The sequence below is a fragment of the Schaalia sp. Marseille-Q2122 genome (assembly GCF_903645355.1).
Lineage (GTDB): Bacteria > Actinomycetota > Actinomycetes > Actinomycetales > Actinomycetaceae > Pauljensenia.
The window spans coordinates 284559-305596 of the sequence record NZ_CAHJXR010000004.1; the positions used below are offsets into that span (position 1 = coordinate 284559).

Below are 21038 nucleotides of genomic sequence, written 5' to 3' on the forward strand. Positions count from 1 at the left end.
CTTAGCGTTCCGACGTGACTGACGCCACTGGAGTACTTGGCGGCTAAAAAAGCGTCGGAGTGGGGGTTTATCCCAAAGAAAACGCTCAAACCTGCGGAAAAATCGAAGAACACAGCCGATTTGGCGAAGGTGGCCCCAAACGTGCTAATCTCTTACTCGCACACGGGGTCAGGCCTTGTGACTGACTCGTGAAGTCACCTGCGCGGGTGGCGGAATAGGCAGACGCGCTAGCTTGAGGTGCTAGTCCTCATTATTCGAGGGTGGGGGTTCAAGTCCCCCTCCGCGCACCAAACTGAAGTAGGTGGGAAACCACCAGTCAGTTACGGCGACATGGTTTCGACCATGTCGCCGTTTTCTTCATCCACTGGGACAAACACCGCGACAACGCCGGAACAATATTGAGAAGCGCCAAGAATAATCTGTGCCAGTCTCTGCCGGAGCAAAGCTCCGCAGGGAGGGGCAGATGGAAGGGGATGTGCAATGCATATCGACGTGTGGGCCGATGTCACCTGCCCATGGTGCTACCTGGGTGTACGTCACCTGCGCGCGGCCCTCGCCTCCTTCCCCCATGCGGACCGAGTCGAGGTCGCTCTCCACGCCTACTTTCTCGATCCTGAACTTGACGTGCGCTGGGACAAATCCCATGCCCACTACATGACCAACCGACGCGGATGGGACTTCCAGGACCTGCAGGCAGCATACGAGCGCCTCGACAAACTCGGACGCGCTGAAGGCATTGTCTTCGACTGGGATCGTGCCGTCGTCGCTCCAACCTCCAACGCCTGCCGCGTCATTGCTGCAGCCCGTGAAGAAGACCTTTATCAGGACCACACCACCGGGGCCGACACCCTCCAATTCAAGGTCTGGGAAACGATCTCACGCGCCTACTTGGAGATGGGCCTGGATATCTCCGACCCTGAAGTGCTCATTGGCTGTGCCCAGGACGTCGGCATGGATCCCCACGACGCCCTCAGTGCTCTCGCCGACGAGGAATACGCCGCCCAGTCCTTCTCGGACTATCAGATCGCCGTGCAGATGGGCATTGAGTCTGTCCCCACCTTCCTCATCGACCAGCAATTCGTGGTCCAGGGCGCCCAGCCTGTGACCGCTATGACGAATATGCTGACAACCGCATGGACCGCCACCCACGAAGGAGACCCCCAATGAGCCGAGACGGCCAGGTCGAAGCCCTCGAACCCTGCAGCCTTGTTGGTGAACGTGTGAGCCTCATGCCTCTTACGCTCGAGGATACTGCCGACATGCATCGCCATGCTCAAGACCCCGAGATTCCCCGGTGGACCACGGTGCCCAGCCCCTACACCCGAGACATGGCTGAGGAATGGATCGCAGGCGCCGTTCAGGCCACTACCTGGGACAAGGGCGAACCCATCTGGGCAATCCGCCTCAATGAGACAGGTGCCTTCATTGGCCTCTTCTCGCTCTTCAGGGCGGGAAGCCGCGCCTACGAGGTTGGCTACTGGATCGGCAGCGATTTTCGCGGCCAGGGATACATTACCGAGGCAATGAACCTCGCCGCCGACTGGGCCTTCACCAGCCTCAATGCGGGCCGCATCCTCTGGCGTGCCAAAGTCGGAAACTGGCCCTCCTGGAAGAGCGCCTGGCAATGCGGTTTTAGCCGCGAAGGTATCTGGCGCGGGGTGACCATGGGGGATGAGGTTGTCGACCAGTGGACGGCCTCCCTGCTGCCCGGCGATGAGCGCCGCCCTCGTACCCCATGGGACGGGCCCGGCCCCGCAGCAGGACAAGGGCCCGCACTTGATCCCTCGCAGCCGGGTGAACTGGTTGCCCAATTCCACCGCACCTACTCCATGCCTGACCGCCTGGCGGCAGGCGAAGCTCCTACGGTGGACTACGAGCGCCTCAATATGCGCATGGGACTCATCGGCGAGGAGTTTGCCGAGCTCATGGGGGCTGTCTACGGCCCTCAAGCCCGCTCCATCACCGAAGAAGCCTTCGCGCGAGGAATGGCCGTAGACGAGGGCGCACGCGATGTCGTTGAAGCGGCGGACGCCTTGGCGGACCTGATCTACGTCATCTACGGCATGGCCCTCGAATCCGGCATCAACCTTGACGCTGTTCTTGCTGAGGTTCAGGCCTCCAACCTCTCTAAGCTCATGCCCGATGGCTCCGTGAAGCTGCGCGAAGACGGCAAGGTCCTTAAGGGGCCGGACTTCTTCCCGCCCAACGTCGCCCGGGCGCTCGGCCTCGACTGATAGGCGGCTGCGCTGATCAGCGAGCCTGAATGCCTCGCTCAACACAATACGCCTCACGTCTCCTCGCTTACTGTAGGCCAGCAGGGGAGGAGGCAAGGAGAGTCATCATCCTCACACTACGAAGTGTGCCCTTAGGCATCTGTTATGAATGGGCGCCGACGTGAGATGATGGAGAGACTTGAAAACCAGACAGGAGAAACCACTGTGGCTCGAATCGTGGTGATTGGTGGCGGTTACGGCGGCATTACCGTAGCAAAGGGGCTTGACCCGCTGGCCGACGTCATTCTCATCGAACAAAAAGACCAGTTTGTTCACCACGCTGCCGCACTGCGCGCAGCCGTTGATGAAGTATGGGAAAACGCCATCTTCATGCCCTACTCCAACCTGCTCACCCGCGGTACCTTCATCCAAGGCACCGTCGCGAAGGTTGAAGGCACCACCGTCTACGTCTACGGCCGAGACCCCATTGAAGCCGACTACGTCGTCTTCGCCACGGGTTCAACCTACCCCTTCCCCGCGAAGTACTCCTCCTCACGCGCACAGGTTGCTAAGGCTCGCCTCGAACAGCTACATGAAAACCTCGCCGCCGCTGAATCGGTGCTCATCGTCGGTGGCGGTACCGTGGGTATTGAACTCACCGGTGAACTGGCCAGCGCCTTCCCCTCCCTCCAAATCACCATCGTTGAAAAGGCTGACGACCTTCTCTCCACCCCGGGCTACACCGAAGCCCTGCGTGAAGAAATCAAGGAACAGCTCAAGGAACTCGGCGTCCGCGTGATCACCGGAGCCGAATTGGCCTACCTTCCCCCGCACAATGTCGGCGAGCTTGGCCACTTCACTGTCTCCACCAAGGACGGCCAGACCGTCGAGGCTGACATCTGGTTCCAATGCTTCGGCTCGCGCGCTAACTCCGGCTACCTGGTGGGCACGGAATACGAATCCTTGCTCCACCCCGATGGCACCTTGCGCGTTGAGCCGACCATGCAGGTCAGTGGGCATGAGAATGTCTACGCAGTGGGTGATCTCACCGATGTGCGCGAATCGAAGCGTGCCGACGCAGCCCGCCAGCAGGCCCGCGTTGTCATCTCCAATATCGCCTCTCAGCTGTCGGGTGAAGCGCCCGAGGTGTCCTACCAGCCCACCAAGGAATGGGTCATCCTCCCGCTTGGCCCGCAGATGGGCGCCTCTCAGTTGCTTGACGCTGACGGTGAGACCCGAATTCTCGGCATGGAAGAAACCGCCGAGATTAAGGGCACGGACCTCATGGTCTCCGTCATCCGCTCCCAGCTGAACCTGCCCTGATCGATAACAGATAAGCTGCATATGAGCCCCCGGTCACACCGGGGGCTCATATGCAGGTAGGCTAGTGTCCATGGCTACTGAACCGCGCAAAGCACTCGATGAGCTCATTGATGCCTTCCGCCTCCACTTCGAGGTGGCGAACTCTGACGTCGACGTCGACTCCGATGAGTTGCTGGACGCTGAAGAACGCCTCTCGGATGCTTTCTTCACCTACGATGACGTCCTCTTCACCAGCCTCGGCGTTGAGCTGCCCTTCGACATTCTCGACGAGGACGATTTCGATGAGGACTTCGATGACGAGGACGACCTCGACGATCTCGATGATGACGACGAGGACGATGATGAGGACGATGATCTCCTCATCGTTGAGGTCTAAACCTCCCCGCTCACCTCGATACGCCCACTGATCGCCACGTGTCCTCACGCGTGGCGATCTCTGTGAGCACCTGACGAATCTGCGCGGGCAAAGGTTCCGAGGAGGCCCCAAGAATCTGCTCTAACTGACGAAGCGTCCGTGGTCCCATCAGGACTGAGGTCACGCCCAGCAGATCACGAACCCACGCCAGCGCAACATCAAGAGGAGTGCGGCCCAACCCTTCAGCGGCACGGACGACAGCCTCGATAATCCCCAGGTGTTCGCCGGTCAGCGCCCACTCGACCAGATGATGCAGATGAGCTGATGCGGCACGCGAATCCGGCGGGGTCGAATGGCGGTACTTTCCGCTCAGGACGCCACCGGCCAAGGGAGAGTGCGCAATCACACCGAGCTCCTCGCCACGAGCAGCCTGGAGAAAGCCAGCGCTCTGCGGGTAGGTAAGGAGGGAGACATCCTCTTCACAGGCCGTTAGCGGTGCCCGCCCCGCGGCATTGACGTAGCCGCACGCCCAGGCGGTGTCCCACATGCTGCGATGCGACAGCCCCAGGTAATGCACCAAGCCGCGCTCATGGACAGAGACGGCGGCATCAATGCTTTCCTTCATGGGCGTCACATGATCAGGACCCACTACGAGAAGGTCGATGGTATCGGTGTTTAAAATCCGCCGTGCCCCGTCGACAGCGCGCAGGAGGCTGGCGCGCGAAGCAGCGGGGAATGTGGGGGCGGAATGGATGGGGGAGAGGCCCTCCCGGAGCGCAATGATGACGCGGTCGCGCCCGACCTCGTCAATGGCCCTTCCCAGGACCTCCAGAGCGGCGCCACCACCGTAGGAGGTCGATACTTCAACGAGGGAGCCACCGGCGTCAACGAAGGCGGCCAGCATATCGATCGCCTCGGCTTCTTGCGTGTCACGTCCCCACAAAAGGGTGCCTAGAGCAAGGTCAGAAACACATAAACCGGAGTGTCCACAGCGGCGAGAATCCATGCTCCTACCGTAATGGGTACTTCGCCACTAAGCGGGTAATCATCGCGCAGGAACAACAGATTCGAAGGGCGTGGCGCGTAGAGTAGAACGCATGAGTTGGCTCGATGCAATCATTCTTGGCCTTGTTCAGGGCCTGACAGAATTCCTTCCTATTTCGTCCTCCGCGCACCTGCGTATTGTCAGTGAACTCTTGGGCATTACCGACCCGGGTGCGGCCTTCACGGCGATTACGCAGATCGGTACCGAATTGGCGGTGCTCATCATCTTCTGGAAGGACATTGTCAGAATCCTTGGCGCGTGGTTTTCTTCCATGCCTTGGGTGCCTGCAGCCAAGCGCACGGCCTCGTCACACCCGGATGTGCGCATGGGGTGGATGATTATTGTTGGCTCCCTCCCGATTGGTTTGTTGGGCCTCCTATTGCAGGACTGGATTGATACGACCTTCAGGAACCTGTGGATTACTGTCGTCATGCTTGCTGTCTTTGCCCTTCTGCTGGGCTGGGCTGACCGCCATGGGGAGCGCACGAAGTCCCTTGCCTCGATGTCGTGGAAGGATGCGATTCTTTACGGCTTCGCTCAGGCGATGGCCCTCATCCCCGGCGTGTCGCGTTCGGGTGGCACGATCACGATGGGTCGCTTTATGGGGTATTCGCGTCCGGAGGCGGCGCGCTACTCCTTCCTGTTGGCCTTGCCAGCTGTGTTCGCGTCGGGTTTTTACAAGGTTGCGAAAGTCGCGACGGGTGGCGACTACGTTGAGGTTGGCCCGACGATTCTGGCAACAATCGTGGCCTTCGCTATTGGCTACGCCGTCATTGTCTGGTTCCTTAAGCTCATTTCGACCGGCTCTTTCGCGCCCTTTGTCTACTATCGTCTGGGGCTGGCTGCACTCATTGCCATTCTTTTGTTCACCGGCGTTCTTTCGCCCGTTTCTACCGCAGTAGGAGTGTGACCCCTCGTGACCTCTGTGCTTCCCGCAGCGATCCTGCTTGACCAGGATGGGACGATTATCGATTCGGAGCCGATCTGGGATGAGGTTGAGTTCGATCTCACCCGCGAGCTTGGAGGCACACTCACCCCGGAGATTCGCGAGACCTTCATTGGAGGCCCGCTGTCGGTGACGGCACGCACGATCATTGAGCTCACAGGGACTGCGGTGAGTCAGGAGGAGATCGAGCACGAAATCGTTGAACGCGTGGCGTCCACCATTGAAGAACGAGGTGTCCGTTGGCTTCCTGGCGTTGCTGACTTCCTTGCGCGGATGAGGAGTGCGGGCCTTCCGATTGCGGTGGTGACGGCCTCCTACCACCGGATCGCCGACGCTGTGATGGCGGATGCGCCCGTTGAGGGCATCACCTTGATGGTTGCGGGCGATGATGTTGAGCATCCCAAGCCTGATCCGGCGGGCTACCGTCTGGCAGCCGAACGCCTGGGGGTTGATCCTCAACGATGCGTGGCGGTGGAGGATTCCTTCCCGGGCATGTGCGCGGCGGTGGGTGCTGGAGCGCGGACGATTATGGTGCCTGGCATGCAACGCGTGGAGCTTGCTGAGGGAGTGAGCCGGGTGAATGCTCTGGCTGATATCGACCTGGAACTACTGGCTCGCGTCATGTCGGGTGAATGCGTGGACCTCGCCAGAGTTCCCGCCTGAGTTCCTGGAGTGTGCTGGGCTGCCGGGCTGAAGCGGACTCTTGGTCGTCTGCTCAGCTTGCGCGGGTTTGCAGCAGCTTCTCAATGCCCTCTTCCGGTAGGGGAGGCGTCGTTCCGCCGTAGAGGGGGCATGCCGCGCGCACACCACACCAGTTACACAGAGGGTTCTTCCGTGCAGGGAACACACCACGCCGCGCATCAGCCTCGATAGCATCCCACAGGCGCGCAATCTCATAACGGAAACGCTCAATGTCGCTGGCCTCGGGATCAAAGGTCAGCACCTGTCCGGACTTGAGGTAGAGCAGCTGCGTGCGCGCAGGCAGACGATCTGTCAGTTCAAGTAAGAGCGCGTAGAAACGCATCTGGAAGAGCGCGTCCTCCTGAAAACGTGGCGAGGGAGCGCGCCCGGTCTTATAGTCCACGACCCGCAATGCGCCATTGGGCGCCCGGTCAATGCGGTCAATGAAACCCCGCAGACGCACCCCCTCGGGGGTCTGAGCGACGACGTGGCTCTCCCTGCCTGCGGGCTCTAACCAGCGGGGGTCTTCAATACGGAAGTAGTGGTCGACCATGTCGCGGGTCTGCGCCATCCAGTCGCTGAACTCCTCAACCGTGGGGAAGAGGGCACTCACCTCAGGGGTGTTCTCCTGCATCGCCTCCCACAAGGGCATGACAAGCTCCTGGGCAGCTTCGCGGGTGCGCTGCGCGGCTGGCACGTCATAAATGTTTTCCAGAACAGAGTGAATGAGCGTCCCTCGGGTGGTGGCCTGCGTGGGAGGCTCCTTCATGCGATCTACCACATGTAGGCGGTATTGCAGGGGGCAGCGCTGGTACTCCTTTGCCCGTGACGCCGAGAGAGCCGGGCGCCAATCTTCTCCTTTTCCCGCACCATTGCGCACTCCGGGGGCCTGCATGTGTGCAGGCGCAGCGGGGTTGGGAGCGACATCAGCAGATGCGGTAGCCGGGGAAGCGGCGGTCACGCTTCGAGGAAGGTCAGCGGAGGAGGAAACAGTCATGGATTAACCGTAACCGGTTCCACCCGCAACAGCGTGATTCTCACAGGCCTGAAAGGGGAAGAAAGCGGTAGGATCATCAGACGATGAGCAGAGAATCAAATACCACCAGCACCCGTCCTCTTCTCGGTCAAGATGCGCGCCGCGGCCCCCTCCGTGACGGCGACCGCGTGCAGATCCGTGACCCCAAGGGGCGCCTCCACACGATCGTCCTCCAGGCAGGCGGCCGTTTCCAAACCAACCGAGGTACCCTCTTGCACGACGAGGTGATCGGCCGCCCCGACGGACAGGTGATCCTCACCCCTGAAGGTAAGCAGTTCCAGATTCTGCGCCCTCTCCTGTCGGACTACGTCATGTCGATGCCCCGAGGTGCTGCGGTGGTCTACCCCAAGGACGCGGGAACCATCGTCCAGATGGGGGATATTTTCCCCGGCGCCCGCGTGGTTGAAGCCGGCGTCGGCTCGGGCGCGTTGGCTATGTCCCTGCTCAGCGCAGTGGGGGAGCACGGCCACCTTATTTCTGTGGAGCGCCGCGAAGAATTCGCTGAGATCGCTCGGGGGAATGTGGACCTGTGGTTCGGGCGCGCGCACCCCGCGTGGGACCTGCGCGTCGGTGACGCTGCCGACGTGCTGGCTAGCCTTGAGGAAGGTTCGGTGGACCGCGTGGTCCTTGACATGCTGGCCCCGTGGGAAAACCTCCAGGCCGTGGCCCACGCTCTTACTCCTGGCGGCGTACTCCTGTGCTACATCGCTACCGTCACCCAGATGTCGCGCCTCGTGGAGGATTTGCGCTCTTCGGGTGACTTTACTGACCCGATCGCCTGGGAAACCTTGCAGCGCGAGTGGCACCTTGATGGCCTCGCCGTGCGACCTGAGCATCGAATGGTCGCCCACACGGGCTTCCTCCTGACCGCCCGTCGCCTCGCTCCCGGCGTTGACCCGCAAGAACGCGACGTGCGCCCCGCAAAGTCCGCCGAGGGCCTTGATGGCATGTGGGATCACGAGGACGGCTGGTCGGACGAGGCCGTCGGCGCCCGCGTCCCCTCCGATAAGAAGTTGCGCAAGGTCCGCCGCGATCTCAAGGCCAAGGTTGATGTCCTCGTTGCCACTGACGAGGACGCTGCATCCGGTGGCCCTCTCGCTTCAGACGAGCAGGCGGAAGGCCAGAGGAATGAGTGAGGACTTCCTCGCCTCCCAGGTGGAGGATCTCAAGACTCGCCTCACCTCCCAAGAAGAGAAGAACACTCGCCTGGCCAGCGCGCTGACAACCGCCCGCAATCAGCTGGCCACCATGCAACAGCAGGTCAAGCAGATTAATCAGCCGCCGCACAACCTGGCGATCTTTGTCCGTGCCGACAGTGACGGGCGCACGATTGAAGCCATCGTGCAGGGGCGCCTCATGCGCCTGGCAGTCGCGCCTCAGCTCGACCTGTCCTCCCTGTCAGCGGGCCAGTTGGTGCGTGTTGACGACAAGCTCATTGCCGTTGCAGGAGACCGCTTCCCTCGCACGGGCACGGTCGCTACCGTTCTTGAACCCGTTGGATTGGACCGGGTGCTTGTGAGTGTCGAAGGCGGGGCAGAACACCTCCTGACCCTGGCTGGACCACTACGTCACGGGAACCTCCGATCGGGAGATTCTGTCATCACGGACCTGCGCTCCGGCTATGCCTTTGAGCGTATTGTGCGTTCTGATGTTGAGGCCCTGCTGACCCCCGAAGTTCCCGACGTGTCCTATGAGGATATTGGCGGCTTGGCCGCGCAGATCCAGCAGGTCCGCGACGCTATTGAATTGCCCTTCCGCCACCCGGAGCTCTACCGCGACTACGGGCTGCGTCCACCCAAGGGCATCTTGCTTTATGGCCCGCCAGGTTCAGGGAAGACCCTCATTGCCAAGGCCGTCGCCAACTCCCTGTCGGGGCAGGGGTCAGGCCAGCGTACCTACTTCCTGTCCATTAAGGGCCCCGAGCTGCTCAATAAGTTCGTGGGCGAGACGGAACGCCAAATCCGCGCGATCTTCTCCCGCGCGCGCACCCTGGCCAGCTCTGACGTGCCCGTCGTCATTTTCTTTGACGAGATGGAAGCCCTTTTCCGCACTCGCGGCACCGGCATCTCTTCCGATGTGGAGACCATGATCGTTCCCCAGCTTCTGGCGGAAATGGACGGCGTGGAGTCCCTCGACAATGTCATTATTATTGGCGCCTCCAACCGCGCTGACATGATTGATCCCGCTGTGCTGCGCCCCGGACGTTTGGATGTGAGGATTCGCGTGGAGCGCCCCGACCGTTCGGGCGCCCGCGACATCTTCTCCAAGTACCTCACCCCCGACCTGCCCCTTCGCGCTGACGAGGTCGCCGCCGCTGGCTCGGTTGAGGCCGCGCTTGCCGCGATGACCGAGGCTGCTGTCGAACGACTCTACGCGCGCAGCGACGACACCGCTCTCTTTGATGCGACGCTGTCCACCGGTGCACGCATGCGTATCCACCTGGCTGACATTGTCTCGGGCGCACTCATTGCCGGCACGGTCGAGCGGGCGAAGAAAAATGCTATTAAGGACGCTCTTCATGGGCGTGGCCACGGCCTGTCCGTCGCGCACCTCCTCGATGGGGTCTCTGAAGAGATGCGCGAGTCCATGGAGCTTGCTGCCTCACAATCCGCAGAAGAATGGTCGCGGACCATCGGTATGCGCGAAGACATTGTCGGAATCAGCCCGCTGACTCTGCCTAGCGCAGCGACGAGCGCCGAAGGAAACATCCACAACGCGGGGATGGAGGAACCCCTGGCATGAGCGTCGACCGGATTATCTCAACCGAGACTGAATACGGCGTCTACCGCCCCGGAGACGTCTACGCCAACCCTGTTGCCCTGTCCAGTCACGTGGTTGGCGCCTACGCGAGGGTCTCACGCGAGAACACTCCCGCTGCAGGCTCTCCGCCCGTGCGCTGGGATTACACCGCTGAAGATCCCTTGAACGACCTGCGAGGCTACCGCATGGACCGCGCAGCAGCCCACGCCTCCCAGCTCACCGACGACCCCTACCACCTTGCCCCCTCAGGCGGCAGTGAGGAGATCGCCCGACCCACGCCAGAAGAACTCGCCCTGCCTGCCGCTACAGCGACGGTGTTGACCAACGGGGCACGCCTCTACGTCGACCACGCTCACCCGGAATACTCTGCTCCTGAAACGCGAGGCCCCCGCGACGCGGTCCTGTGGGATCGGGCAGGTGAGGTCATTGCTCGACGCATGATGGAGCAGGCTCACGTCCAAGGGCATGAGAATATCGTCCTCGTTAAGAACAACACTGATGGGAAGGGCGCCGCCTACGGCACCCACGAGAACTATCAGATGCTGCGCGACACGGACCTTGATGACATTATCCGAGGCCTCACCCCCTTCATGATTACCCGCCCCGTGATCTGCGGGGCAGGTAGGGTCGGGATCGGTCAGCGCAGTGAGGTCGCTGGTTTCCAAATCTCCCAACGCGCTGACTTCGTTGAAAACGAGGTCGGACTGGAAACCACCTTCAACCGTCCGATCATTAACACCCGCGATGAACCCCACGCAGATCCACGCCTCTACCGCCGCCTCCACGTCATTGGTGGGGATGGCAATATGTTCGACTGCTCGGCCTTCCTGCGCTTTGGGACAACGGCCCTCGTGCTATGGGCCATCGAGGCTGGAATTGGACTGGAATGGGAAGCCCTCGCCGTGTCTGATCCCGTCCAGGAAACCTGGGCGATCAGCCACCACCCCAATCTCGACTACCGTGTGAGCACAGCGGGTGGTCGTTCCTACACGGCCGTTGAACTCCAGCTGCTCTACCGTGACCTCGTCCTCGCCACCTACGAGCGCCTGGGCATCACCCCGGAGCCGGCCGCTCAGGAAGTCCTTGACATGTGGGGCAGCGTCTGCGAACGCATGACACAAGACCTCTTCTCAGTTGCCTCCGAGGTCGAATGGGTTGCGAAGTACCAGCTGCTCAGCCGTCAACGGGAACGCCTGGGCGTGGCCTGGAACGACCCGCGGATCGTTGCCATGGACCTGCAGTGGGCAGACCTCCGCCCCGGTCACTCCCTCGTGGCGCGCCTGGATGCAGCTGGACGAGTCCGTCGCCTCTTCACCCCCGAAGAGGTTGAGGCCGCAGCCGACACGCCACCTGCCAATACCCGTGCCCGTCTGCGTGGCATGGCCGTCGCCCACGTGCCCAGCCTCGTCAAAGCCTCCTGGACGTCCCTCGTCGTTGACGATCCCACGCGCGTCGGCCTCGTCAGACGCCCCCTCGCGGATGCTCTCGACACCAACCCGGCGTTGGAGCAGCTCCTGCGCTCTGGGACCATAATTGAGGAGCGCGCCTGAGGCGCACCCCGCTCAGTTTTCACTATTGATGTAAAGGAACACCTGTGGCTCAAGAACAGCTCTACGGCGGCCCCGCCGACTCCGATCACGACGACGAATTCACCGCCGGACACATCCAGACCCAAGCGACCTCCATTGACGACCTCCTCGACGAGATTGACACCGTCCTCGAAACCAATGCGGAGGCCTTCGTTCAAGGCTTCGTGCAGAAGGGCGGTCAATGAGATGAGGCGGCGAGTCGTCGGCATCGAAACAGAATATGGATTGACAGCGGCCTCCACTACGGGAGGACCGCCCCCCATTGATGCCGAAGCAGCGGCTCGCTATCTTTTTTCGCCCCTGCTCAACGCAGGCCGCACCTCCAACCTCTTCACCCGCAACGGCGGACGCCTCTACCTTGATGTGGGCTCCCACCCCGAATATGCCACTGCCGAATGTGACCGACTCGAAGACCTTCTTGCGCAAGTGCGTGCAGGCGGACAGATGCTCGCAGATCTGGCGGTTGAAGCCGAACCTCTCATGCGTGAGGATGGGGTGGAGGCAACACTGCATCTCATTGCCAATAACCTCGACTCCCAGGGCAACTCCTACGGCTGCCATGAGAACTACCTCCTGCACCGCAGGCGTGACTTCCGCGAGGTCGCCGACGCACTCGTCGCTTTCTTCATTACCCGCCAGATTCTTGTGGGGTCGGGGCATATCCGTACCGACTCTCCTACGCCCGCTTACTGCTTCTCGCAGCGCGCTGACCAGATGTGGGACGCGGTTTCTTCGGCGACCACTCGCTCCCGACCGATTATCAACACTCGCGACGAACCCCTGGCGGACTCGGGGGCATATCGACGCATGCACGTCATCGTGGGCGACACAAACATTGCTGAACCCACCACCGCACTTAAAGTGGGGGCCACAGAGCTGCTGCTGACCGCAGTTGAGGACGGACTGCGTATCCAAGATCTCGCTCTGGCTGACCCCATGCGCGCCATCCGCGAGATCAACACCGACCTCAGTGGACGTGTCACCGTTGAACTCGCTGACGGCCGCATGATGACCGCCGTGCAAATCCAGGACCAGATCCGCCAGCGCGTTATTGCCCGCCTGGAGGGCGTCGAGTTGGGGCAGATGCACCGCTACGTCCTTGACCTGTGGAACCGCGGCCTGCGCGCCGTAGAAAGCGGAGAGTGGAGCGGCATCGATACGGAGCTTGATGTCGCCATTAAGAAAAAACTCCTGGACTCCTACTGTGCTCGCACCGGGGCACCCCTGAATGATCCGCGCGTCGCTCGCCTCATGCTCATGTACCACGAGATTACCGCCGGGGGCATGGCAGAGAAGATGGAAAAGAGTGGCATGATGAAGCGCCTGACCACTCCCGAACAGGTGCGCGCCGCCATGGCGATCCCGCCGACGACGACCCGCGCTCACCTGCGCGGCCGGGCGATCGGTGCCGCTCAGGACGCGCGCGCCGACCTCGCAGCCGACTGGATGCATCTGCGCCTTGATGATGCCAGCGTGATCCCCATCGCCCTGCAGGATCCTTTGAGTAATGACGACCCGCGCGTGGATGCTCTTATTGAGAGGATCTACGCTCAGACTCCTATCCTTCCTGCATGACCATGACTCCAGATCCCGAGCACATGGGCCAGCCGACAGAGGGCACACGCACTGAGATGCCCAATCTTCCGTCCCGCGTTGAATTGCACCGCAGGGTCCCCTCCTCGCGCCTTCCAGGGGCGGGACACCGCCAGGCGGGACAAAGCGGGCAGGACGGGCAAGGCAGGCAGGCAGGAGAGGCAAGGCAGGACAGGCAGACTCGAACTGAGGCGCCCACACGTGCCATTGACCTGCCAGTCTCCCCCCGTCTCCTCGGAGCGGTGGCCCTCGTGCTTTGCCTTGTGCTGATTGCCCTGCTTGTCTGGGGAATGCGCTCAACTGCCCCGCAGGTGACAAGCAGCGAGTCGGGTGTCCAATCAGGAAGCAACACTCCGGCGCAGAGCGCCCAATCGACGGCATCCCTCTTTGATCTCATCAAAGTCTCCGGACGTGTGGGCGCAACTCCCGTGCTTGACCTTGCTGCCCCCATCGACATCAAGGGATCCAAGCGTCGGATCTACAAGCAGGGCGAAGGGCGCTTCATCGCAGAAAATACCCCTGTTCTCGTCTCGATCACCGCCTTTGATGGACATAGTGGTTCTGTCCTCAACCCCTCTGGGAGGGCGCGTCTCCTCGTGGGCCACGCTGATGCCGCGACCCTTGGGGAAGACCTACTGTCCTCGGTGGTGGGCCTCGCTGAGGGCAGCAGAATCGTTGTCGTCCGCTCACTGAACCCGAACGCAACCGCGCCGGGAGCCTCGTCAGCGGTAGAAATTGACGTTGTTGACATCCTGCCTGCTATCGCAACCGGTGTCGTCCAGGAGGGCGCCAATGGGAACCCCCTGCACGTAGAGATGGGCGATGAAGGGCCGGTAATTACTCACGGTTCCACTGAGCCCTTGGGTCTGACAACGCAGCTGCTCCTCAAGGGCGAAGGCGCGCAGGTCAATAAGGATGACAATGTCGTCGCACAGTACATTGTCATGGGCTGGAGTGACGGTATTCAACGGCAAAGCACCTGGTCAACAGGCGTTCCTGAGCTCATTAATCTGGCAAAGGTCATGCCTGGTGTCAGTCAGGCTCTCGTCGATCAACGCGTCGGATCGCGGATTGCCGTTACTGTCCCGCCAGATCTTGCAACGGGCGATGACACTCTGGCCGTCGTCATCGACATTCTCGGAACTGAACCGGCTTCAGTGGATGCGCAGAGCCCTCAATCGTCGGGCGATTCAGGGAGCGCTCAAAGTGGGGGTGTGACCTCCGCTCCGCGCTGAGTTGTCTCATTCGTGGGCAGGCACCCTGGGCGCATGTGGGAAACTAGAGGAATGTTGCGTTGGCTTACTGCAGGTGAATCCCACGGTCCGGCCCTGGTCGCCACCATCGAAGGCGTCCCCGCCGGGGTTTCTATCACGACCCAAACGATCCGTGATGCTCTGGCGCGCCGTCGACTGGGCTACGGGCGCGGCGCACGCCAAAAGTGGGAACAGGACGAGGTGACCCTCATGGGTGGGGTTCGCCACGGCGTGACGACGGGTGCGCCCATCGTCATCCATATTGCGAACTCTGAATGGCCCAAGTGGCGTACTGTCATGTCTGCAGACCCCGTAGATCCCGCTGACCTGCTCATTGATGCTGGGACGGGGGATGAGCGTGAGGTTGCCCGCAATAAGCCCCTGTCGCGTCCCCGCCCGGGGCATGCGGATATGGCCGGCATGCTGTCCTACGATCTGCCTGATGCGCGCCCGATCCTGGAGCGCGCGAGTGCCCGAGAGACCGCTGCCCGCGTGGCATTGGGTGCCATTGCGGAAGCAATGTGCGAGCAGATCGCGGGGATTCGCCTGGTCAGCCATGTGGTGGCCGTCGCCGAAGAACGTTCGGAGGGCGGCGTGCTGCCTCGTCCGGAGGACGAGTCAGCCCTGAATGAGTCCCCTGTTCGGACCTGTGATACGGAAGCTGAAGCTCGCTTCGTTGCCCGTATTGATCAGGCAAAATCTGAGGGCGATACTGTGGGCGGTGTCGTTGAGGTAGTCGCGTGGGGCGTGCCGATTGGCTTGGGCACTCACGTGCAGGCCGACCGTCGCCTCGATACGCGCATTGCCGGGGCTCTCATGTCGATCCAGTCCGTCAAGGGTGTGGAGATTGGTGATGGTTTCGCTCAGGCCGCGCTGCCGGGCTCGCGCGCGCAAGATGAGATTATTCGCGATGAGAAGGGCGAGCTGACGCGGGTTTCTAACCATGCTGGTGGCATTGAGGGCGGCATGTCCAATGGGCAGCCCATCGTTGCTCGCGCCGCTTTTAAGCCGATTTCGACCGTGCCGCGCGCCCTGCGTTCGATTGACATGCGCACCGGTGAGGAAGCGAAGGCTCTTCATCAGCGTTCCGACACCTGCCAGGTGGTCCCTGGTGCTTTGATTGCTCAGGCGGAGGTGGCTTTGGTGCTCGCTGATTTGCTGAGCACTCATGCCGGTGGAAACTCCGTTGCGGAGGCAAGGCGCAACTTGGAGGCTTATCAGGCGCGCATCCACGAGAGGATTACCTGGGATGACTGAGATTCCCCGTACCGCCTGCTTGCCTGTGGTGTTGATTGGTATGCCGGGCAGTGGGAAGTCCAAGGTTGGTCGTGGTGTGGCGGCTGAGTTGGGCTGTGAACACATCGACACGGACGCTCTTGTTGAGGAGCGTCGCGGCATGGCGATCGCCGACATTTTCAGCACGGAGGGCGAGGCTGCGTTCCGGCGCTACGAGGCCGAAGCCGTTGCCGCCGCTTTGGCGTCGACGGGCGTGATCTCCCTGGGTGGGGGAGCGGTCACTACCCCTGAGGTGCGTGAATTGCTGCGCGGGCACACGGTGATTCACATTGATGTCGCTCTGGAGGAACTGGTGCGTCGAACAGCGGGGAAGGCACATCGTCCGTTGTTACGTAACAATCCCGCCCAGGCTCTGGCCTCGCTTCTCGAGGCGCGCGGCGCGCTCTTTGATGAGGTGCACACCCACCGTATCGCCTCGGATGATTCTCCGGTGGAGGGCGTGATTGCCCAGGTGTGCGACCTGCTTGCTCCGCTGTCCACCATTGATGTTGGGGGAGAGTCCCCTTACCAGGTACTGATTGGAGCGCGCCGACCAGGCCCGCTGGTCTGCCAGTCACTCTCCTCGGCGACTCAGCGTCTTCTCATCGTTCACCCCGATGGCCTCTCGTCCTATGTTGCCGAGCTTGTGAATGATTGCGAGGCCGCAGGATACGCGTGTGCGACGATGACTCACCCTGATGGTGAGGCCGCCAAGACTGTCGAGGTGCTTGCCGCTGGGTGGGATGCGGCCGCGCAGGCGCGACTCTCACGCCAGGATGCGATTATCGGCGTTGGCGGGGGAGCGACCACTGATCTTGCCGGCTTCATTGCGGCGACCTGGCTGCGCGGTATTGACGTCATTCAAGTCCCCACGACGGTCCTTGGCATGGTTGATGCTGCGGTTGGGGGCAAGACCGGGATTAACACCCTGGCTGGGAAGAATCTCGCTGGCGCCTTCCATCCGCCCCGCGCGGTCATTGAGGACCTGCGGGTTCTTGCGTCCCTGCCTGCCGAGGACGTGCGCGCGGGTTTTGGCGAGATCATCAAGTGCGGTTTCATTCGTGATCCGCAGATCCTTGACCTGATGCGTGAGGACCCGCAGGCTGCATTGGATGTCAGCTCCTGGCAGTTGCGTGATCTGATTGCCCGCTCCGTGCAGGTCAAGGCCGAGGTGGTGAGCGCGGATCTTAAGGAGTCGGGTTTGCGGGAGATCCTTAACTACGGGCACACCCTGGCTCACGCGATTGAGCGCTGCGAGAACTACCAGTGGCGTCACGGCGAGGCCGTGGCTGTCGGCTGCGTTTTTGCTGCGGAGCTGGCCTTGTCCCTGGGGATGCTGACGGAGGCTGAGGTCAGGGCCCATCGTGAGCTCTTCGAATCCGCAGGGTTGCCGACGAGCTACAGTGGTGCCTCCTTGGAGGCCCTGCTGGGGGTCATGATGTCGGATAAGAAGGTTCGTTCGGGGACCTTACGTTTCGTGCTCCTGGATGGGCTGCAGAACCCGCGCACTGTTGAGATCACTCCTGAGCAGCTACGTGAACCGGCGCAGAAGGTGGGCATTCGTGTTGACTGAGGACTCTCAGATCCCCGCCCCGAAGGCTGCTTCTTCGATCATTCTTATTGGGGCGAGTGCGACGGGAAAGACCAGTGTCGGTACAGACATTGCCTCTCGGCTTCTTCGGAGCTTCATTGACCTGGATGAACGAGTTGAGGAGGCCCTGGGGGCGTCGATGGAGACGCTGGTGATCGACGACCACCCTGAGCTTGCCTCAACGCAGGAGCGTCTTGCCTTAGATCTCCTGTCAGCAGAGCATCTTGCAGCGGGTGGGGGAGTGGTGATCGCCTTGAGTCCCAGTGCCTCTGTGATGCCCAGCGTCGTTGAGGCTTTACGCGCGGCCGGGGAGAGCGGGCACCTCGTCGTTGAGCTGCATGCGTCGATGAGTGAGATTGCGCGACGGACGGGATTGAATGCTCCGCGGGCTGTAGCTCTGGGGGCGCCGCGGGCGATCCTTGCCCGACTGATGGAGCGGATGCGTCGGATCCATGCTGAGGTTGCGCAGGTGAGTGTGGACACTGTTGGGCGTAGCACTCAACTCATTAGCCAGGAACTGTGCGATTCGTTGTAGAATTGCGGCCGTTCCGTATTTTCCTCTAACAGAAGGCAGAACTGTGGCGACTACGAATGATCTGAAGAATGGCATGGTGATGGTGATCGAAGGCCAGCTGTGGCAGGTCGTCGAATTCCAGCACGTCAAGCCCGGCAAGGGCCCGGCATTCGTGCGTACCAAGATCAAGAACGTCCTCTCGGGCAAGATCGTTGACCGCACCTTCAACGCTGGCGTGAAGATCGAGACCGCTACCGTTGACCGCCGCGACTACACTTACCTGTACCAGGACGGCAACGACTACGTCTTCATGGACACCTCCACCTACGAGCAGATCAACATTCCTGCCGAGGTCGTTGGCGACGCCCGTAACTTCATGATCGAGAATCAGGACGTCATCGTCTCCATGCATGACGGCAATGTCTTGTTCATTGAACTGCCCGCCACCGTTGTTCTCACCATCGCTCACACCGAGCCTGGCCTTCAGGGTGACCGCTCCAACGCTGGCACCAAGCCCGCCACCCTTGAGACCGGTTACGAGATCCAGGTTCCTCTCTTCATGGAAGAGGGCACCCGCGTGAAGGTTGACACCCGCGACGGCTCCTACTCCGGCCGCGTCACCGACTGATCGTGACCAAACATCAGTTCACCTCCCGCACGAAGGCTCGTAAGCGTGCGGCGGATGTCGTCTTCGAAGCCGATCAACGTGGTATGGGCTCCAATCCGGAGGTCCTGCGTGACCTTCTGCGTGAGCGTAAGGTCATCACCGCTGCGCTGACGCCCTTGCCTGAGTACTCCATCCGTGTCATTGAAGGTGTGGCTCAGGAGCTGCGTCGTATCGACACTCTCATTGACGATCACGCTGACGTCGCTGGTTTGGATCGTATTCCCGCTGTGGACCTTGCTGTCATGCGAGTTGCCGTGTGGGAAATGCTCGCCAACCAGGAGGATGTCCCGGCTGTCATCGCCATTGATGAAGCGATCTCGATTGTGAAGTCGATTTCGACGGATGCCTCGCCGAATTTCGTCAATGCTGTGCTTGACGCGATCCGTAAGGAGATCAACTCTCCGGCGTGGAAGCGTTCGCGTGTGCACGACGATGACGTGTATGACGCTGAGTCTGGCGCCGCCGAGGTCGGTGACGAGGACTACGAGGGCGACTCAGCTTCCGAGGGCTTTGCCGCCAATGATGCTGAGGAACTCTCCTTCGAGGACTTTGTTGCTGGCGTTGCTGAGCCTGAGCCCATGGTCGATGCTGTTCCCGTGGCCTCTCCTGAAGCTGTGGTGACATCCGAAGAGGACCTCTCGGAGGATGAGGCCGCTGAGCTTGAGGAACTCCCCTCACATGAGGACGAGGACGTGGCTGAAGACGAGGACGAGGCGAAGGAAACAGCAGGAGTGGAGTCGGAGAGCGTCGCCCCTGAGGGCAAGCGTTACCCCACCTTGGCAGACATTACAGCTGCCGACCTGGCGGAGCTTGATGAACTCCTCGATGAATACTGACCAGTCCTCATAGCCTCCGGCCCTGAAGAACTCACCGATCCCCGCATGGCACTATCCTGTGGATAGACACACGCCATGCGGGGATTGCGTGCCTGGCGACGGTAAAGGCTCACCTCTCGGCTACGGGTGAGGATTGTGCACAGAGAATCCAGAGGGAAAGAATTCGTCATGCAGATTGAGCATCCGGTCCATTCATGGCTGTTGTTGTCTTTGCTCGTTGGAATCGCTGACCAGTTTCTCTTCGTGTGTTTGAGCTGGATTGTTCTCTCAGAGTCTTCACTCGGAATCGCTGTCTCAGTTCTCACAGTGATCTCTCTGGCCCGACTCCTGGCTTTCCTCCTTGTCCCAGCACTGAGCGTGCGTCTACCGCAGCTAACCATTGCTGCTATGGGGATTGGAGGACGCTTACTGGCGATGCTCCTTCTTTTCTCACTCACAGTTACAGAGACGAATCCGGTGTTTCTTTTTGCGGCCCTGGTTCTATTTGCTGTGAGTGATGGACTGTTCATTCCCGTATCCTCGGTAATTCTGAGGTCCTTATCTGCGGCAGACACATATGTCAGCTCTCTCGCCCTCATGCAGATTGCAGTCAATATCTCATTGGCCCTCGCTGCAATAATGGGAGGACTTGCACTTGAGTGGACGACACGAACTGGCATGGTTACTCTTCTGGCACTCATGTCCATACTGAATATGGTGACATTCCTCTTTTTCCGTCACCGGCATGCTGGAGCGCTGAGTGCCACATGGCAGTCAGCCGCGTTGACCTTAGGGGTACGAACAGTATGCTCGATTCCCGGAAATAAGACAGCTTTCGGACTGATTTTTATTCTCGAGCTTATGGTTGCCGGCACACTTAATGTGGTTTTTCCGCATGCATTGGCCACCGGAGGATACAATCCTTCTCACTTTGGCTATGGTGTCGCCTTGTTTGTTTCCACGAGTGTTCTATGCTCGGCAATGCTGGTCAAAGCTCCACGAATAGTGGCAGTGAAATATTATCTGTCGGTAGTTCTTTTGCTACCGTCTATCGCGTATAGCCTGGTGATTGGGCAAGTGCCAGCTGCGTACTTCTTCGCCTTTTCACTCCTTGGGGCAAGTGCCGCATTCATCGCTCCATTCCTCTCGAATCGCCTCGCTCACTCTGTTCCTGTCGAAATGCATCCGGTTCTTTTCACACTCTTCAGCCTTGCCTCGTATTCAGCAATTTTCCTGTCTTACTCGCTCTCTGGCCTCATGCTCTACATCTCTGATTCGAAGACACTCCTCACCTTCAGCGCGCTGACTTTCCTTACTCTTTCTGTGCTGTCACTCCGGAAGAAATCGAGCACCGCCGCGAGGATCCGCTAGACCTTTGGCGT

General features: G+C 60.8%; 20 protein-coding genes and 1 tRNA gene. 19 read left to right on the forward strand and 2 right to left on the reverse strand.

The window, feature by feature from the left end; translation table 11 throughout:
- The first annotated feature begins 200 nt into the window (after positions 1 to 200).
- From HWX48_RS05590 to HWX48_RS05610, 5 genes are all read left to right on the forward strand, one after another.
- Positions 201 to 290, forward strand: a tRNA-Leu gene (locus tag HWX48_RS05590).
- Between the two features lie 190 nt (positions 291 to 480).
- Positions 481 to 1167 (forward strand): DsbA family protein, encoded by a 687-nt coding sequence (locus HWX48_RS05595; protein ID WP_175955416.1) that lies wholly within the window; start codon positions 481 to 483, stop codon positions 1165 to 1167.
- Entirely contained in the window at positions 1164 to 2234 is a 1071-nt protein-coding gene (locus tag HWX48_RS05600; RefSeq protein ID WP_175955418.1) for a GNAT family N-acetyltransferase, read from the forward strand. Before HWX48_RS05595 ends, HWX48_RS05600 begins: the two co-directional genes overlap by 4 nt.
- A gap of 204 nt (positions 2235 to 2438) precedes the next feature.
- Positions 2439 to 3536, forward strand: a complete 1098-nt coding sequence (locus HWX48_RS05605) for an NAD(P)/FAD-dependent oxidoreductase (RefSeq protein ID WP_175955420.1) — start codon at positions 2439 to 2441, stop codon at positions 3534 to 3536.
- 70 nt (positions 3537 to 3606) lie between these two features.
- Positions 3607 to 3912, forward strand: coding sequence for a DNA primase (locus HWX48_RS05610; protein ID WP_175955422.1), 306 nt, complete (start codon positions 3607 to 3609; stop codon positions 3910 to 3912).
- A gap of 10 nt (positions 3913 to 3922) precedes the next feature.
- On the opposite strand, the gene HWX48_RS05615 is transcribed toward HWX48_RS05610, so the two are convergent.
- Positions 3923 to 4897 (reverse strand): aldo/keto reductase, encoded by a 975-nt coding sequence (locus HWX48_RS05615; RefSeq protein WP_175955424.1) that lies wholly within the window; start codon positions 4895 to 4897, stop codon positions 3923 to 3925.
- 91 nt (positions 4898 to 4988) lie between these two features.
- On the opposite strand from HWX48_RS05615, the gene HWX48_RS05620 reads away from it, so the two are divergent.
- Positions 4989 to 5846, forward strand: coding sequence for an undecaprenyl-diphosphate phosphatase (locus HWX48_RS05620; protein ID WP_175955426.1), 858 nt, complete (start codon positions 4989 to 4991; stop codon positions 5844 to 5846).
- A gap of 6 nt (positions 5847 to 5852) precedes the next feature.
- Positions 5853 to 6545: an HAD family phosphatase gene (locus HWX48_RS05625; RefSeq protein ID WP_175955428.1), complete on the forward strand. Its 693-nt coding sequence runs from the start codon at positions 5853 to 5855 to the stop codon at positions 6543 to 6545.
- Positions 6546 to 6597: 52 nt separating this feature from the next.
- Here HWX48_RS05625 and HWX48_RS05630 read toward each other — a convergent pair whose 3' ends face one another.
- Complete coding sequence (locus tag HWX48_RS05630) at positions 6598 to 7560, reverse strand: RecB family exonuclease (protein ID WP_368483980.1); 963 nt, start codon at positions 7558 to 7560, stop codon at positions 6598 to 6600.
- Between the two features lie 83 nt (positions 7561 to 7643).
- On the opposite strand from HWX48_RS05630, the gene HWX48_RS05635 reads away from it, so the two are divergent.
- The 12 genes from HWX48_RS05635 to HWX48_RS05690 all read left to right on the forward strand — a co-directional run bounded on the left by HWX48_RS05635 (position 7644) and on the right by HWX48_RS05690 (position 21027).
- Positions 7644 to 8735, forward strand: a complete 1092-nt coding sequence (locus tag HWX48_RS05635; protein WP_175955430.1) for a tRNA (adenine-N1)-methyltransferase — start codon at positions 7644 to 7646, stop codon at positions 8733 to 8735.
- A complete protein-coding gene (arc, locus tag HWX48_RS05640) occupies positions 8728 to 10341 on the forward strand; it encodes a proteasome ATPase (protein ID WP_175955433.1) in 1614 nt (537 codons plus the stop codon). The genes HWX48_RS05635 and arc overlap by 8 nt, the downstream gene beginning before the upstream one ends.
- The gene (gene dop / locus HWX48_RS05645) at positions 10338 to 11909 is read left to right on the forward strand and encodes a depupylase/deamidase Dop (RefSeq protein WP_175955435.1); all 1572 of its coding nucleotides are present in this window, start codon (positions 10338 to 10340) and stop codon (positions 11907 to 11909) included. Before arc ends, dop begins: the two co-directional genes overlap by 4 nt.
- A 44-nt stretch (positions 11910 to 11953) precedes the next feature.
- Positions 11954 to 12133, forward strand: coding sequence for a ubiquitin-like protein Pup (locus tag HWX48_RS05650; protein ID WP_175955437.1), 180 nt, complete (start codon positions 11954 to 11956; stop codon positions 12131 to 12133).
- A 1-nt stretch (position 12134) separates the two neighbouring features.
- Positions 12135 to 13523: a Pup--protein ligase gene (gene pafA / locus HWX48_RS05655; protein ID WP_175955439.1), complete on the forward strand. Its 1389-nt coding sequence runs from the start codon at positions 12135 to 12137 to the stop codon at positions 13521 to 13523.
- Positions 13524 to 13783: 260 nt separating this feature from the next.
- Complete coding sequence (locus HWX48_RS05660) at positions 13784 to 14776, forward strand: FKBP-type peptidyl-prolyl cis-trans isomerase (protein ID WP_175955441.1); 993 nt, start codon at positions 13784 to 13786, stop codon at positions 14774 to 14776.
- A 51-nt stretch (positions 14777 to 14827) separates the two neighbouring features.
- Positions 14828 to 16051 (forward strand): chorismate synthase, encoded by a 1224-nt coding sequence (gene aroC / locus HWX48_RS05665; RefSeq protein WP_175955444.1) that lies wholly within the window; start codon positions 14828 to 14830, stop codon positions 16049 to 16051.
- Positions 16044 to 17642, forward strand: a complete 1599-nt coding sequence (gene aroB, locus HWX48_RS05670) for a 3-dehydroquinate synthase (RefSeq protein ID WP_175955445.1) — start codon at positions 16044 to 16046, stop codon at positions 17640 to 17642. The genes aroC and aroB overlap by 8 nt, the downstream gene beginning before the upstream one ends.
- Complete coding sequence (locus HWX48_RS05675) at positions 17632 to 18195, forward strand: shikimate kinase (protein ID WP_175955447.1); 564 nt, start codon at positions 17632 to 17634, stop codon at positions 18193 to 18195. The genes aroB and HWX48_RS05675 overlap by 11 nt, the downstream gene beginning before the upstream one ends.
- Before the next feature lie 43 nt (positions 18196 to 18238).
- Positions 18239 to 18802, forward strand: a complete 564-nt coding sequence (gene efp, locus HWX48_RS05680) for an elongation factor P (protein WP_175955449.1) — start codon at positions 18239 to 18241, stop codon at positions 18800 to 18802.
- A 2-nt stretch (positions 18803 to 18804) separates the two neighbouring features.
- Complete coding sequence (nusB, locus tag HWX48_RS05685) at positions 18805 to 19677, forward strand: transcription antitermination factor NusB (protein ID WP_254872978.1); 873 nt, start codon at positions 18805 to 18807, stop codon at positions 19675 to 19677.
- A gap of 168 nt (positions 19678 to 19845) precedes the next feature.
- The gene (locus tag HWX48_RS05690) at positions 19846 to 21027 is read left to right on the forward strand and encodes a hypothetical protein (RefSeq protein WP_175955451.1); all 1182 of its coding nucleotides are present in this window, start codon (positions 19846 to 19848) and stop codon (positions 21025 to 21027) included.
- The last annotated feature ends 11 nt before the right edge of the window (positions 21028 to 21038 follow it).

Coding starts and splice junctions, on each gene's coding strand:
- HWX48_RS05595 (WP_175955416.1), top strand. CDS start 481: ATGCATATCGACGTGTGGGCCGATGTCACCTGCCCATGGTGCTACCTG.
- HWX48_RS05600 (WP_175955418.1), top strand. CDS start 1,164: ATGAGCCGAGACGGCCAGGTCGAAGCCCTCGAACCCTGCAGCCTTGTT.
- HWX48_RS05610 (WP_175955422.1), top strand. CDS start 3,607: ATGGCTACTGAACCGCGCAAAGCACTCGATGAGCTCATTGATGCCTTC.
- HWX48_RS05615 (WP_175955424.1), bottom strand. CDS start 4,897: ATGGATTCTCGCCGCTGTGGACACTCCGGTTTATGTGTTTCTGACCTT.
- HWX48_RS05620 (WP_175955426.1), top strand. CDS start 4,989: ATGAGTTGGCTCGATGCAATCATTCTTGGCCTTGTTCAGGGCCTGACA.
- HWX48_RS05630 (WP_368483980.1), bottom strand. CDS start 7,560: ATGACTGTTTCCTCCTCCGCTGACCTTCCTCGAAGCGTGACCGCCGCT.
- HWX48_RS05635 (WP_175955430.1), top strand. CDS start 7,644: ATGAGCAGAGAATCAAATACCACCAGCACCCGTCCTCTTCTCGGTCAA.
- arc (WP_175955433.1), top strand. CDS start 8,728: ATGAGTGAGGACTTCCTCGCCTCCCAGGTGGAGGATCTCAAGACTCGC.
- dop (WP_175955435.1), top strand. CDS start 10,338: ATGAGCGTCGACCGGATTATCTCAACCGAGACTGAATACGGCGTCTAC.
- pafA (WP_175955439.1), top strand. CDS start 12,135: ATGAGGCGGCGAGTCGTCGGCATCGAAACAGAATATGGATTGACAGCG.
- aroC (WP_175955444.1), top strand. CDS start 14,828: ATGTTGCGTTGGCTTACTGCAGGTGAATCCCACGGTCCGGCCCTGGTC.
- aroB (WP_175955445.1), top strand. CDS start 16,044: ATGACTGAGATTCCCCGTACCGCCTGCTTGCCTGTGGTGTTGATTGGT.
- HWX48_RS05690 (WP_175955451.1), top strand. CDS start 19,846: ATGCAGATTGAGCATCCGGTCCATTCATGGCTGTTGTTGTCTTTGCTC.